This is a genomic window from Treponema sp. R8-4-B8, assembly GCF_054786175.1.
The window spans coordinates 241052-254518 of sequence record NZ_BDHE01000489.1 but is presented as its reverse complement, the minus strand read 5'-3'; the positions used below and the strand labels follow the sequence as shown (position 1 = coordinate 254518).

14 protein-coding genes and 1 tRNA gene are annotated in these 13467 nt (G+C 44.0%); 7 read left to right on the top strand and 8 right to left on the bottom strand.

The window, feature by feature from the left end; all coding sequences use genetic code 11:
• Positions 1 to 48: 48 nt before the first annotated feature.
• Both ACYVRA_RS16430 and ACYVRA_RS16425 read right to left on the bottom strand, forming a co-directional pair.
• Complete coding sequence (locus tag ACYVRA_RS16430) at positions 49 to 1182, bottom strand: ASKHA domain-containing protein (protein ID WP_461253816.1); 1134 nt, start codon at positions 1180 to 1182, stop codon at positions 49 to 51.
• 283 nt (positions 1183 to 1465) lie between these two features.
• Positions 1466 to 2089, bottom strand: coding sequence for a hypothetical protein (locus ACYVRA_RS16425; RefSeq protein WP_461253815.1), 624 nt, complete (start codon positions 2087 to 2089; stop codon positions 1466 to 1468).
• Positions 2090 to 2354: 265 nt separating this feature from the next.
• Between ACYVRA_RS16425 and ACYVRA_RS16420 the strand changes: the two genes are divergently transcribed.
• Positions 2355 to 2681 carry a helix-turn-helix domain-containing protein gene (locus ACYVRA_RS16420; protein WP_461253814.1) on the top strand — a complete coding sequence of 109 codons (327 nt, stop codon included), beginning with the start codon at positions 2355 to 2357 and terminating at the stop codon, positions 2679 to 2681.
• A 165-nt stretch (positions 2682 to 2846) separates the two neighbouring features.
• A complete protein-coding gene (locus ACYVRA_RS16415) occupies positions 2847 to 3029 on the top strand; it encodes an XRE family transcriptional regulator (RefSeq protein WP_461253813.1) in 183 nt (60 codons plus the stop codon).
• A gap of 39 nt (positions 3030 to 3068) precedes the next feature.
• On the opposite strand, the gene ACYVRA_RS16410 is transcribed toward ACYVRA_RS16415, so the two are convergent.
• From ACYVRA_RS16410 to ACYVRA_RS16390, 5 genes are read right to left on the bottom strand one after another with little or no spacing between them, the layout of a single operon-like run.
• Positions 3069 to 3386 (bottom strand): hypothetical protein, encoded by a 318-nt coding sequence (locus ACYVRA_RS16410; protein ID WP_461253812.1) that lies wholly within the window; start codon positions 3384 to 3386, stop codon positions 3069 to 3071.
• Positions 3383 to 3835, bottom strand: coding sequence for a hypothetical protein (locus ACYVRA_RS16405; RefSeq protein WP_461253811.1), 453 nt, complete (start codon positions 3833 to 3835; stop codon positions 3383 to 3385). The genes ACYVRA_RS16410 and ACYVRA_RS16405 overlap by 4 nt, the downstream gene beginning before the upstream one ends.
• The gene (locus ACYVRA_RS16400) at positions 3835 to 4203 is read right to left on the bottom strand and encodes a DUF1667 domain-containing protein (RefSeq protein WP_461253810.1); all 369 of its coding nucleotides are present in this window, start codon (positions 4201 to 4203) and stop codon (positions 3835 to 3837) included. Before ACYVRA_RS16400 ends, ACYVRA_RS16405 begins: the two co-directional genes overlap by 1 nt.
• 7 nt (positions 4204 to 4210) lie before the next feature.
• The gene (locus ACYVRA_RS16395) at positions 4211 to 5473 is read right to left on the bottom strand and encodes an NAD(P)/FAD-dependent oxidoreductase (protein WP_461253809.1); all 1263 of its coding nucleotides are present in this window, start codon (positions 5471 to 5473) and stop codon (positions 4211 to 4213) included.
• Positions 5470 to 6894 (bottom strand): FAD-dependent oxidoreductase, encoded by a 1425-nt coding sequence (locus ACYVRA_RS16390; protein ID WP_461253808.1) that lies wholly within the window; start codon positions 6892 to 6894, stop codon positions 5470 to 5472. The genes ACYVRA_RS16395 and ACYVRA_RS16390 overlap by 4 nt, the downstream gene beginning before the upstream one ends.
• Before the next feature lie 47 nt (positions 6895 to 6941).
• Here ACYVRA_RS16390 and ACYVRA_RS16385 point away from each other — a divergent pair, with 47 nt between their 5' ends.
• The 4 genes from ACYVRA_RS16385 to ACYVRA_RS16370 all read left to right on the top strand — a co-directional run bounded on the left by ACYVRA_RS16385 (position 6942) and on the right by ACYVRA_RS16370 (position 11144).
• The gene (locus tag ACYVRA_RS16385; RefSeq protein WP_461253807.1) at positions 6942 to 7559 is read left to right on the top strand and encodes a DUF4838 domain-containing protein; all 618 of its coding nucleotides are present in this window, start codon (positions 6942 to 6944) and stop codon (positions 7557 to 7559) included.
• Positions 7560 to 7587: 28 nt separating this feature from the next.
• Positions 7588 to 8865 (top strand): MFS transporter, encoded by a 1278-nt coding sequence (locus tag ACYVRA_RS16380; protein WP_461253806.1) that lies wholly within the window; start codon positions 7588 to 7590, stop codon positions 8863 to 8865.
• Positions 8866 to 9084: 219 nt separating this feature from the next.
• Positions 9085 to 10254 carry an iron-containing alcohol dehydrogenase gene (locus ACYVRA_RS16375; RefSeq protein WP_461253805.1) on the top strand — a complete coding sequence of 390 codons (1170 nt, stop codon included), beginning with the start codon at positions 9085 to 9087 and terminating at the stop codon, positions 10252 to 10254.
• Between the two features lie 86 nt (positions 10255 to 10340).
• The gene (locus ACYVRA_RS16370; protein WP_461253804.1) at positions 10341 to 11144 is read left to right on the top strand and encodes a M48 family metallopeptidase; all 804 of its coding nucleotides are present in this window, start codon (positions 10341 to 10343) and stop codon (positions 11142 to 11144) included.
• 530 nt (positions 11145 to 11674) lie between these two features.
• Here ACYVRA_RS16370 and ACYVRA_RS16365 read toward each other — a convergent pair.
• Positions 11675 to 11757: transfer RNA gene (locus ACYVRA_RS16365), tRNA-Leu, on the bottom strand.
• A 111-nt stretch (positions 11758 to 11868) separates the two neighbouring features.
• Between ACYVRA_RS16365 and ACYVRA_RS16360 the strand changes: the two genes are divergently transcribed.
• Entirely contained in the window at positions 11869 to 13248 is a 1380-nt protein-coding gene (locus ACYVRA_RS16360; RefSeq protein WP_461253803.1) for a TrpB-like pyridoxal phosphate-dependent enzyme, read from the top strand.
• The last annotated feature ends 219 nt before the right edge of the window (positions 13249 to 13467 follow it).

Genomic DNA, 13467 nt, shown 5'->3' with positions numbered 1-13467 from the left:
TCGTACCGCAGGTACGCACTCTGCGGCGGGGTTTGTCATTAATAGGGATTAAAACTGCATATTATGCTCAAACGCGGCGGCGAAATATTTATCGTTAGCCAAATCTATTGTTTGAGAACTGGCGATTAGCGCATAACAGCGCGGCAGAAAACTTGTATCTTTTAAACTTTCAACAGTTCCTTGAAGACTGGTGTTTCCGCAAATGACGGTTTTAACCGCCGCAGAGTTATCCGTAAATTCTTTGGGGAGCAGTCCTACGGCGGCGGCGTTTTGCGGATTAAGATAAAAACCCAATCCTCCTGCGACATACGCCGTACCGATATTTTTTAATTCTACTCCCGCCGCCCTGCAAATTGTTTTAATCCCTGAATAAATCGCACTTTTTGCCAGTTGAAATAGGCGCACGTCTTTTTGCGTTATAACATTTCCGCTTGCCAAAGAAAAACCTGTTTGTGAAAAATTTTCAGCTAACGCGCCTGTTTCGTCAATTACACCCTGCCGCCTCATTTCGGCTACCGCGTCAATAAAATCCGACGCTGTAAAACCGCGCGTTGTAGTTGTCGAAATACAGGAATCCGCTTCTTCAAAACATGGTCCCGCGGCGGTCGAACAGCAGAAAAGACGTTTTTCGCTATTTTTCCACACGGCTATTTCTCCATTTGTCCCAAGATCAACAAAAAGAGCGTCTTCACCCTTGCCCATTATGTCAACGAATACCAAACCGGCGGTAATGTCCGCGCCCACAAAAGCGGAAATCCCCGGAAGCAGGGTAATATTTTCCGCAGGAAGCGAAAATTCCTCTCCGTTAAAGTGCCTCTCCTTTAAAAACACCGGAGTATACGGCGCGGCTCCCATCGCGGACGGATCAGAACGGCAAAAAATATGAAGCATGGTAGTATTTCCGCTAACGGCACATTTCTCAACATGGGAAAGATTTAATTTTTGCGCGAAAGACATTAGTATATTTTTAACTTGCTTATTAATAGTGTTAAAAAGATCGTCTAACTTGCCGTTTTGCGCCGCGCTAATTCTGCTTATTACATCCGCGCCAAATACGCGCTGATCATTTAAAGCGGAAAAAGTATCAATCGTCTGTCCTGTTTGAAGATCGACTAACTGCGCTTGAATTGTGGTTGTGCCAATATCAATGGCGGCTGCGGCGCGTGTTTGTGATGGCTGCATGGGGATATTATAGCTTTTATGGAAACTTCGGAAAAGAGGCTCACGCAGAGGCGCAAAGACGCAAAGGACGCAAAGTTGTTGTTCGTAGGATCGTCGTTTTTTCTTCAAGATTTGTAGTTAAACTAATATATCTAGTCAATAATGGAATATCGGACGAAAACTTTGCGCCTTTGCGCCTTTGCGAGGAGGTCTTTTTGTGAATATTTAATTTTTACAGAATAGTAGGTACAGTTCGTGTTGGTTCGTGGTTAAAAAAGTATCGCCAAGCATTCAAGCGTAACCGTTATTTGACAGTCCACCCAATTGCCAAATCCGGTTTGAAGAAAAGGGAGTCAGCAAAAAAGTTATAACCCAAAAAACCTCCTGTACGAAAGTATAAACCCGATTTAGTTACAAATTTATAGCCAATATTTAAGCCAATAGGAAGATTTAAATTTAAAAACCTAACTCCAAGCCCTATTCCTCCACCCAAATAAAAACCGCCAATCTTACTTGGCAAAAATCCATTAAAAGTGACTAAACCTATAAAACCCCCAAATATGGGAATCATAAGATTTATTTCAGTATTAAAATTACCTTTTCCAAGTTCAATGTTAATACCAGGTCCTCCGGCATTACTGCCAGATAATATATAACCTAAAGCACCGCCTGGATTGGCATTAATGCCAAAAATAAATTTATTATGGTCTATGGCTGTAATTTTTTGGGTTACATCCTGAGCGGTTTTTGGTCCGTCTATGGGAACGGCGCTAATTTTTTCCACTTTGCCATTTTCGTATCTAATGGAAAGGACATTATTTGCGGAAAGGACAATAGTCGGACCATCCAAATGGTCAAAACGCTTGTACCTTACCTCTGCGGAAGATATTTCCGTAACTTTAGCTTCAATTATGTTTCCGTCTTTCAAGACGATTAGGTCTTGCGCGGCAACGGAACATATACCCGCCACTAAAAATAAAATAGTAAAAATACAGAAAGATTTCATACTTCACTCCTTTACGATGTAATAACACCATTCATTTTTGTCAGTTTTTCCTTGAATTTTTCAAAAAAATAACAATAAAACTGACAATTTAAATTATATCATAATAATTTCCCTATGGTCAAGTATATCGACCTATGGGATTTTGTCAACTGTTTATACATGGTGCAAGATAAATAGGGGTAATTTTTTGGTAACTGGAAAGGAATTACGGGATAATCTTGGCAAAGTTGTGCGGTTTTACCGGAAGCAACGGCGGCTTTCGCAGGCTGAACTCGCGGAAAAAGCCGGCATTTCTATTACTTTTCTAAGCAAGATTGAAAGGGGCATAAAATTTCCTACCTCGGATACTTTATCAGGTTTAGCCAATGGATTGAATATCGAAGTTTATCAGTTGTTCCGCAACGATGAAACGCCTGTCGAAGAATGGAAACTGTTTGAAAGATTTAAAAAAGATATTACTAATACTATCAATAAAACTCTTGAAAATATTTATAAAGAATATGAAAAAAAATGAAAAATTGGGAATGTCTGCACATTTACTTGATGTATGCGCTTCTTCTTGCCCTAAAAGAAATTTTCTGTTATTATTAATAAGTGAGGCTATTCAAAAATAATTGGTTTACGCGGTTTGCCAAAAAAGAAGGTATTAATGATGCCGAACTAAAGGAAACGGATGGATATGAAATATAAAAGTGAAATTTACGAGGTAGTACATCAGGACGCAGTTGAAATGTTTAAAATAGGCGCTATTTCTGAGGATAGAATGAAAGAATATGATAAAAAATGTCTCGTTCAGGAAACAGAGACATCATATACCGCAGACAATTCCCCAAAAACAGAATATGTTGCAGCAGCCAAATAACAATTAACAAAGAAAAGTGAACAAGGTACACGCTCCAGCTTAAGTCATCTTCTTCTTGCGATAAATCCCATTCTTCTTAAACAGTTCATCGTATCTGTTTTTATTTTTCTTTATCAGATACTCCACAAGGAAGGAAATCAGAGTAATAATAAAAACAATACAAGCCAGTACCAGCAGATAACTGTACGGTAAGCCGGGATTTTCATAGGCGAATAGTTTTGTAATCTTATGTTCTTTTGAATTGATACGGGCTAGTATTAACCCAGCAATAGATAACACAATTATTACTACGGTAAAAAGAACGGTAAACCTTATAACCAAGTCAATTAAAAATTTTTTTCTTTGATTTTTAGTCATGATACTTTCTCCTTCGCGTATTCAGCTTCAAAAATAAGTTTTTTATCTTTTCCGGCGGATTCATCCGTCGGTTCATCAGCGTAATTGATAACCAACTGTGGCGCGGAACGGGAAAATAGCCGCTTCCACCATTTTTCCTCTTTAACGATTTTTTGCGAAATTATTTTTTCCTGCGGAATAAAAATTGATTTCTCTTTGGGCGGGTCTTTAGCGTTAGCTGCAAATTGTGTCAGCAAATCAAAAATGCTGTTCTGCGGGAAATTATGAAACCTGAATCCGCCCGACGTATTTATAATAAGCCCCCAAATGCCGCTCCACCCCTTCTCGTCAAATTCATCCCAGCCGCAAATATACTTCCCTAAGCCGCGCGTAAGCACTTTTTCGCCTGTTTTTTCTTCGTATTCCCGCCAAAATGTTTCAGGCGATTTTTCATCTTTCTTAAAGAACATTAGCTCAGTGTCCTTGTCGCTACTATGTCTATTTTACTGCCGTTCCAGTCCGCGATTACAATATCGCCCGTTTTTACGGGAAGAGTAATTTTAGCTTTGTAAACGTCTTGTAAAAGGGCAGAGATATTTTCCTTTGGGCAGGGAGTAGCGGTCTTCACCGGCACGCGCCTTACAGATGAGACACGCGCCTGCCCGTTGATGGCGCAAGTGGCGGTTACTACGCGTTTTGGCGCGCGGATTTCTTCCATCGCGTATTCCGCGCCCCGTTTGCATTTATTGCCCGTTACGGAAAGAGCATCCTCACCTCCGCTGTCGTCAACTTCCAGAGAACATCCCATCGGGCAGACAATACATGTAAAACTTCGCATAACACCTCTAATTAATACTGAATTCCAAAACTGAATTTGAATTTAATTCCATCCCTTCAAAATCCTTTGGACATAACTTAAAACTGATCATTTCAGAAGGCTGAACATGACGCTCCTTTTTGCTCTTAATCACTTTATCGCCAAGACGCAATTCAAGAACAGCGTCATTTTTTACAATCATGGAGCGCATATAAATAATATTTTCCCTGTCGGGGGCAAGCCGCGCCGGGTTCACATAACGGACGTGTGAACCTGCTTTTGTGTATATCTGGAAAACGGGATGCTCTCCCCTCATCCACGACGCGGCGTAGCGTCCCGCGCGGCGGCTTTCTTCGCAGACCCAATCGACAAGATCGTGGACATGGAGCACATTGCCGCTGGCAAAAACTCCGTCTATGTTAGTCATTAAGGATGAATCTACTAACGGGCCGTTTGTTACGGCGTTTATTTCCACGCCGGCGGCTCTTGATAATTCGTTTTCGGGAACAAGACCGACCGATAGCAAAACAGTATCACAGTCTATGCGAAAACTTTTATCGGGGGCAAGCACGCCGTTTTTCATCGGGGTGACTTCTATTCCTTCAACGCGATCATTGCCAAAAACGCCCGTAGTCTGCGATGACAGGTAAAGGGGAATGTTGTAATCGTTAAGACACTGAACAATGTTACGCGTCAAGCCGGCGGGATACGGCATTATTTCCACTACGGCTTTTACCTTGCAGCCTACCCAACTCATGCGCCGCGCCATGATTAGCCCGATGTCGCCCGAACCTATAATTACAACTTCCCTGCCGGGAATGTAGCCCTCTATGTTTACAAGGCGCTGCGCGAGACCAGCCGTATAAATCCCCGCCGGTCTGGAGCCGGGAATTCTTACATTACCCCGGTTTCTTTCACGGCAGCCCATTGCAAGCAATACGGCACGTGTTTTAATTTTTACCGCTCCCGCCGGAGATACGCAGTATAACTCCTTAACTTGCGATGAGGAATTATCCTGTGAAAAGCGCGTAACGGTCGTGTTAAGATAAACCGCTATCTTCGACTTTATCACGCGCTCAATAAACCTCTCCGCAAATTCGGGGCCTGTCAATTCTTCCGAAAATTCATGCAAGCCAAAACCGTTATGTATGCACTGCATAAGAATACCGCCCAGGTGATCTTCCCTGTCGATTAACGCGCAGGAAAAACCTTGAGCTTCCAATTCAAGAGCAGCCGCCATTCCCGCGGCTCCCCCGCCGATTACCGCCGCGTCATATTGGATATCTTTCATAATACGCCGTCCAATACGCGGCTTTTTCCGCCGTGTTTCGTTACTTCTTCCCAGGAAAGATTAGCTTCCCTCATAATAATTTTTATTATCTTGTAACTGCAAAAGCCACCCTGACAGCGCCCCATCTGAGCGCGAGTAAAATATTTTACCCCGTCCAATGTCGTATGCCCCAATCTTACAGCCTGAATAATTTCCGCTTCGCTGACATTTTCACAACGGCAGACAATACTGCCCCATGCGGAATCTTTGGCGATATAATTGTCAAGCTCCTCAAAGTCAAGTTCCCGTGCGCGAGGGTGGTCTTCAACATAAGGATCCCAATGCGGTTTTTCCGTTAGCTGTAAATCCATATCGACTAAAATATTTTTTACATACTCGGCAATCGCAGGAGACGCCGTAAGCCCCGGACTTTGAATTCCCGCTACCTGCACAAAAGCGGGAACTTTTTTAGAAGCTTCAATATAAAAATCCTCTCCAAGACACGGGCGAAGCCCCGCAAAATTAGTGATAACGTCGTTTTGGCTTAAAGAGGGTATCATCGTTTTTCCTGAAACTATTATCTGTTCAAGATGTTTGGCAGTAGTTGAAAAATCATTTTTATCCAGTACCGCGTCCGCGGTGGGGCCAACAAGGGCTGTCCCCTCAACCGTCGGGATAACCAACATCCCTTTTGAAACAGCAGTTGGAACGGGAAAAACCACTTTTGAAGGGCAGGCTTTGGTCAATCTGTCCAAAAGAAAATATTCGCCCTTTCTTGCGCTAATCGTAAATTCTTCCGCCTTGAAAGCCTTGGACACTTCGTCCGCAAAAAGACCAGCAGAATTAATCGCGTAACGCGCTTTTACTACCCTTCCGTCTTCCGCGCGAATACTCCAAAAATCTCCGCTTCGGTCAGTCTCGCTTACCTTAAAATTCGTAAACAGTTCTACCCCGTTCTTTCGCGCGGACTCAACCAGCGCAAAGACAAATCGGTATGGCTCAATAATTCCCCCTCCGGGCGCATAAAGGCCGCCGACCGTATCCGAAGAAAGTTTAGGCTCAAGTTCCAAGATTCGCGTATGGGAACAAAGTTCAATCCCTATTACTTCGTTCTCAACCCCTTGCAGATAAAGGTGTTCGATAACCTTCATCTCTTCCTCATGCATGGCGGCGACAATTATCCCGCAACGGCGGAAGGGAAAGTTTAACTCGCGCTTTAATTGGTCGAACATCAAACTGCCCTGCATTTCCAGCCGCGCTTTTAAGTACTTTTTATTATGGTGGAAACCGCCGTGAATAATGCCCGAATTTGCCTTAGAAGTTCCAAATGAAACATCCGCGGCTTTTTCCAGAATAACGGTTTTTATATTATAAGCTGAAAGCCTACGGGCGATGTTCGCGCCGGAAACTCCGCATCCTATAATGGCAACGTCAAAATCCATACTTATATCATATAGCCTAATTAAAAATATTGCCATATAATAAACTTATGAAACAAGTTAGAAAAAGGCTGTTCATCAACAGAAAAACCGGCGCAAGGGAGCGGGTTAAACTTATCAAATGGGCGACCGAAAACGAGTACAACACTCTTGTCTTTCCGCTGGATGATAATTTTTTTAGGGGCGGCGGCGGCAAATACGCAAAGCTGGCGAAACACTTTGCGTTTTATATCGAGGCGGGAGGACACGATTTGTCTTTGCTGCTGCCACGCAGTTTGTTTTTATTTAACAAGGAACTGTTTCGCATGGAACAGGGTAAAAGAAAAATGAATATCCATTTTTGCCCGACCAATCCAAAAACTACCGCCATAATCGCCAAACGCGCTAAAAAACTTTTTATCCGAGCCATGCAGAAAGCTACGCCTGACCGTATCTTTCATCTTCTGCCCGACGAAGGCTGTGAAAATGTCTGGTGCCAATGCCCGCCCTGCCGCGCCTTCCGCCCAATTGATCAGTACCTTATTGCCGTCAACGCCGCGGCGAATGTTCTTGCGGAAATCGATCCTCAGGCAAAACTGTCGTACATTGATTTTGACACGGAACCTGAAGCGGCAAGGGTTAAGCCTAAGAAAAATATGATCATCGGCGAAAAACCAACATCGTCTTGAAGCAGTATTAGGATTAACGAGAAAAAATATGTCTGATAACTTATTAAAAAAAACATACCGCCCCAGCTTTATCGACAAGACCTACCGTCCCGACGCAAAGGTAGGCAGGTTTTTAACGGTATTGATTCTTTACGGAGTGTCATTCGGTTTTTACAGGGGAGTTCAGGATAATTACCTTGCGGAGATAATTCACATAACGCCGTTTGAGCGGGGGATAGTTGAGTTTTTCAGGGAAACTCCCGGCCTGTTACTGATACTTATCCTCGCGCTGATGTACAGATTTGCTGACAGCAAGGTTTTTAAAATCGGCATTGCGGTCATGGCCGGAGGATGCGTGGGAGTGCTCCTGTCAAGCGTTAGCCCTTTTTTTATGACAAAAATTTTTGTAGTAGTTTTTATGGTTCTTTTCAGCACGGGCGAACACATCATCATGCCTGTGAGGGCTACAATCGCGATGGACATCGCAAAGAAAGAAAAAGCCGGCGCGTCGCTGGGATTGTCTAATTCAATAAGCCAATTTGGAAACATAGCCGGCTTTATTTTTGTTACGGTTATCTTTATCATTCTTGAACAAATCGGTTTTAACAGAAGGGATATTTTCGGTTACAGAATCGTCTTTGGCGCGTCCGCCGCTTTGATGACGGCAGCGGCTCTTGTAGCTGCGGCTCTCCGCGAAACTACGCTCAAAGCACAAAGGCGCAGGTTTTATTTCGCGAAAAAATTTCACAAGTTTTATATGCTGGAAATCTTTTATGGGGCGCGAAAACAGATTTTCCTTACCTTCGCCCCCTATGTGTTAATCCTGCAATACGGCGCCGACCCGTCAATCATGTCGATACTGTACGCAATCTGCGCCGGTTTCGGTATGTTATGCAGTCCCCTCATCGGCAGAATCATCGACAAAGTTGGATACAAAGCGGTCATGGTCGCCGACACTCTCATCCTAATAATAGTCTGTCTTCTTTACGGTTTCGCGCACAGGCTTTTCCCGCCCAATGTCATGCCCAATATTGCCTTCCTTGTCGTATGCTGTAACTTTATTCTGGATTCGATCATCTCAATAGCGAGCATGGCGAGTAACATCTACGTGCAGCGTATCGCCTCTAATCAGGAAGAAATCACCGCTACCCTATCCACAGGAATTTCTGTAAACCACATTATCAGTATTTTTATCGCCCTAATGGGCGGCTGGATTTGGAAAGTTACAGGCATTGAAGTTCTCTTTTCGCTCTCCGCGTTTCTTGGACTAATAAACAGCATTTACGCCGCTACGATAAAAAAGGAAGAAGAGTTCTCTACTAATTAAACCCCAAGACCTCACACAAAGAGCACAAAGGAAGAGAAGAACACAAAGAAGAGGGAAGAGGGGGTTTTTGTCCGAGGGCTATGCGTGGGCTTTACGATAAGATAACGGACAATAACCCCTTATCCCCCTTTGTGATCTTTGTTTCTTCGTGATCTTCGTGTGAACTCTTTCGAATAAAATCATAGTTTACAATTGACTGATAAAGATGTATAATAAAATATGCAAAACTTTGAATATTGTAATAAGACTAAAATTATTTTTGGCAAGGACACTGAAAACCAAGTTGGGAGCGAAACCGCTAAATACGCTAAAAAAATCTTACTTCATCATTCGGGAAAATCGGCTGTAAAATCAGGGTTGATTGACAAAATAAAAGCAAGTTTAAAAAGCGCCGGTGTTGAGTGGGCGGAGTTAACGGGCGTATTGCCGAACCCACGGCTTTCTCTTGTTAAAGAAGGCGTTAATATTGTAAAAAAAGAAAAATTGGAATTTATCCTCGCTGTGGGAGGCGGCTCTGCAATTGATTCTGCGAAAGCCATTGCCGTTGGAGCAGTCAACGACGGCGATCTGTGGGATTTTTTTGAGAGGAAAAAAACTGCTGACAAAGCATTGCCTGTCGGCGCTGTCGTTACAATTCCTGCGGCGGGCAGCGAATCTAGCATAAGCTGCGTCATTACAAACGAAGAAGGCCCGTGGAAAAGGGGCATAAACTTTCAATGCATACGCCCTGCCTTTTCAATTATGAATCCTGAATTGACATATACCCTGCCGCCGTATCAAACCGCTTGCGGAATTACCGATATGATGGCTCACATCATGGAACGCTATTTTACAAAAGTACAACACGTAGAACTTACTGACGAACTTTGCGAAGGCGCGTTAAGAACGATAATCCGTAACGCCAGAAAAATATTTTCAGGCGGAGAAAGAAATTACGACGCGAGAGCGGAAATCATGTGGGCGGGAACAATCGCTCACAACGGTCTTTTAGACACAGGCCGTATCGGAGACTGGGCAAGCCACGCCCTTGACCATGAACTGTCCGCTCTTTTCGATCTTGCACACGGCGCGGGTCTTGCCATCATTTTTCCGGCATGGCTTCGCTACAACATAAAAGAGGACACTCCCCGCCTCGCCCGTTTTGCCGCAAAGGTATGGGGCGTAGACGGCGCTTTTTACGACTACGAACAGGCCGCGTTGGAAGGTATTGTACGCATGGAGAATTTCTTCCATTCAATCGGTATGCCCATACGTTTTTCCGATGCGAATATCGATCTTACAAAAATCCCGGAAATGTCAAAACGCGCCGTTCACTTTGGCGCAATCGGCAATTACCGTAAATTAGAAGAAAAAGACGCTGAAGCGATTTACAGGCTGGCGGCGCGGTAAAAAGCTGTTTTTAAGAGGTAGCGTAAATTTAACAGATTTCTTTATAAAATATTGACATTTGCGTTTTTTGGAGATATATTACTCTTATGAAAAACAAAAAATTTATAGTAATAGTACTCTTATGTCTGGCGTCTCTTGTTACTTGTGTAACAAACCCGCTTACCGGACAAAAAACAATGGCTTTGGTGGGCAATACTGAGCTTTTTTCAATGTCCTTCCAGCAATACAGCCAATTCCTCTCTGAAAATAAAGTCATTAACGGAACATCCGATGCCAGGATGGTAGAGCGTATCGGCGGAAATATCCGAAACGCGGCGGAAAGATGGCTTGCCAGCGAAGGAAAATCCAGTTACCTAAAAGATTACAAATGGGAATACCATCTGGTTGATTCAAAGGAAGTGAACGCGTGGTGTATGCCGGGAGGAAAAATCGTTGTTTATTCCGGTCTGCTTCCCCTCACTCAGACTGAGGATGGGCTTGCCACTGTAATGGGACACGAAGTCGCGCATGCCCTGCTCAACCACGGACAGCAGAGGGTAAGCGCTGGTGTTTTACAGCAGATTGGCGCAGTGGGCGTGGCCATAGTCGCTTCAGGGTTATCCAAAGAAACCCAGGCTCTAGTAATGGCAGCTTACGGCGTAGGTACCACGCTTGGTGGAACTCTCCCTTTCAGCAGAAAACATGAAAGTGAGGCGGATCATTACGGGCTTCTTCTGATGGCTATCGCAGGCTATAACCCCGAAGCCTCGGTACCATTTTGGGAAAGAATGGCCGCTAAAGGCGGCGGTACTATTGAATTTTTAAGTACCCATCCTTCTGACAAAACCCGTATAAAGCAGCTTAAAGCGTTAATACCGGAAGCCAAGAAGAAAGCTATGCAGATAAGATAAAGTAGCAGTCTGTAACATCTAAATCTTTGCTACTAATTTGGATTATTCCGAAAAAAATCTCACAAAGGACACGAAGGAAGAGAAGAGCACAAAGGAAGAGAAGATGGGGTTATTGTCCTAAGGCTAGACTTGTGGACTTCAAGATAAGATAACGGATAAAACCCCTTAATTCCTTAGTGTGAAATCTTCTGGATATAATTTATGTAAAAAAATTGCTATATGCCGGCGATGAGACTCGAACTCATACCCCATTGCTAGGCCGCACTGGCGGGCTTCTAAAGAAGCCCTTGCCTTTTTCTAATTTGCGACATTTTTTGGTGCTACGGCGTGCGGCTTTTTTCATCCGCACGGCTATGCCGTGCGTTCAATTGCCGAGGATTAAAAGTCCTCAGTGTCTGCCATTCCACTTTTGGTCGCACTGTCGGTCACCTAAAGGTTCCCTTGCTTTTATCTAATTTGCGGTATTCGTTGGTGCTCTCAACGGGCGGCTTTTTTCATCTACACGGCTTCGCCGTGCTTTTTATTAGTTGTGCCGGCGATGAGACTCGAACTCATACCCCCTTGCGAGGAGGGGATTTTAAGTCCCCAGTGTCTGCCATTCCACCACGCCGGCTGATTTGATTGCAGTTTATAATTTACTAATTAGATAAAAAGATGTCAATGGTTCTTGAAATTTACTAAAGAATATGGTAGTATATTAGAATAAAATTTTAGGAGGCGTAAATTGAAAAAGAAAATACCTACAAGAATCTATCTTACCGAAGATGAAATGCCAAAACATTGGTACAACCTTAGGGCGGACATGAAGTCGAAGCCTGACCCGATGCTGCATCCGGGAACCCTTAAACCGGTAACTTCCGCGGATTTGGGGCCTGTTTTTTGTAAGGGCGTAATTGATCAGGAACTGGACGAGACTACGCGCCTTATCCCCATCCCTGAAGATATTCAGGATTTTTACCGGGCATATAGGCCATCTCCGCTTGTCCGCGCTTATTACCTTGAGAAAGCGCTGGAAACGCCCGCGGAAATTTATTACAAGTTTGAGGGAACAAACACTTCGGGTTCCCATAAATTAAACTCAGCGGGACCTCAGGCTTATTACGCGAAAAAAGAAGGGCTTACATCCCTTACTACGGAAACCGGCGCGGGGCAATGGGGAACCGCAATGGCGATGGCTTGCGCTTTCTACGGTTTAAAATTGACAGTGTATATGGTAAAAGTCAGTTCTGAACAGAAGCCTTACCGTAAAGCGTTGATGGAAGCCTATGGCGCAAACTTGATTCCTTCGCCGTCCAATACCACGGAGTCGGGGCGTAAAATATTAGAAGCCGATCCTAAAACAGGCGGCTCACTTGGCTGCGCTATTTCCGAAGCGATAGAAACAGCAGTACATACCGATAAATGCCGTTATGTGCTTGGAAGCGTATTAAATCATGTACTGCTCCATCAGTCAATAATCGGGCAGGAAGTAAAAATAGCGCTTGACAAGTACAAGGTCAAGCCCGATATAATCATCGGATGCGCCGGAGGCGGATCAAATTTAGGCGGACTTATTTCTCCATTTGTGGGCGAAAGGCTTTCGGGCAAATCCAAGACGCGCTTTATCGCTGTTGAACCCGCTTCATGTCCGTCGTTTACGCGCGGTCGTTTTGCCTTTGATTTCGGCGATACGGCAAAAACAACCCCCCTCATCAGAATGATGACTTTGGGCAACGGCTTTATCCCGTCGGCAAACCACGCTGGCGGACTTCGCTATCACGGCATGAACGCCGCGTTATCAAAACTTTTCAAAGACAATATTTTGGAAGCCCGCTCCGCGGTTCAGACCGATGTTTTTGACGCGGCTGTCCGTTTTATGAAGGTGGAGGGCATACTTCCCGCGCCAGAATCTTCTCACGCGATTAAAGTCGCCATTGACGAAGCTCTGGAGTGCAAAAAAACTGGCGAAAAAAAGGTCATCGTTTTCGGTTTAAGCGGAACAGGGTTCTTTGATATGACTGCTTACTTGGCATATAACAATAAAACAATGGAAGACCATATTCCAACCGACGCGGAACTTGAGCGCGGATTTGCGTCTATTCCGCAAATACCGCAAAACGCGTAACTTACAAATTTCCTTATGTAGACCGCCGTATGTCTTAAGCGAACACTTCGACATACGGCGGTTTTACACCCACAATCACAAAATAAAATAATATGGAATATCAAAATAATACGAGTCTAAAGCCGCCGTTAAAACCGCCAAATTGCATCAAATGCGCGCATTTCAGAATCACATGGGATACTACATTTCCTCGGGCATGCGATATGTTTTCCATTAAGT

Coding starts and splice junctions, on each gene's coding strand:
- ACYVRA_RS16395 (WP_461253809.1), bottom strand. CDS start 5,473: ATGAAAGATATCCAATATGACGCGGCGGTAATCGGCGGGGGAGCCGCG.
- ACYVRA_RS16415 (WP_461253813.1), top strand. CDS start 2,847: ATGAAATATAAAAGTGAAATTTACGAGGTAGTACATCAGGACGCAGTT.
- ACYVRA_RS16430 (WP_461253816.1), bottom strand. CDS start 1,182: ATGCAGCCATCACAAACACGCGCCGCAGCCGCCATTGATATTGGCACA.
- ACYVRA_RS16410 (WP_461253812.1), bottom strand. CDS start 3,386: ATGACTAAAAATCAAAGAAAAAAATTTTTAATTGACTTGGTTATAAGG.
- ACYVRA_RS16400 (WP_461253810.1), bottom strand. CDS start 4,203: ATGCGAAGTTTTACATGTATTGTCTGCCCGATGGGATGTTCTCTGGAA.
- ACYVRA_RS16385 (WP_461253807.1), top strand. CDS start 6,942: ATGAAACAAGTTAGAAAAAGGCTGTTCATCAACAGAAAAACCGGCGCA.
- ACYVRA_RS16375 (WP_461253805.1), top strand. CDS start 9,085: ATGCAAAACTTTGAATATTGTAATAAGACTAAAATTATTTTTGGCAAG.
- ACYVRA_RS16370 (WP_461253804.1), top strand. CDS start 10,341: ATGAAAAACAAAAAATTTATAGTAATAGTACTCTTATGTCTGGCGTCT.
- ACYVRA_RS16405 (WP_461253811.1), bottom strand. CDS start 3,835: ATGTTCTTTAAGAAAGATGAAAAATCGCCTGAAACATTTTGGCGGGAA.
- ACYVRA_RS16380 (WP_461253806.1), top strand. CDS start 7,588: ATGTCTGATAACTTATTAAAAAAAACATACCGCCCCAGCTTTATCGAC.
- ACYVRA_RS16390 (WP_461253808.1), bottom strand. CDS start 6,894: ATGGATTTTGACGTTGCCATTATAGGATGCGGAGTTTCCGGCGCGAAC.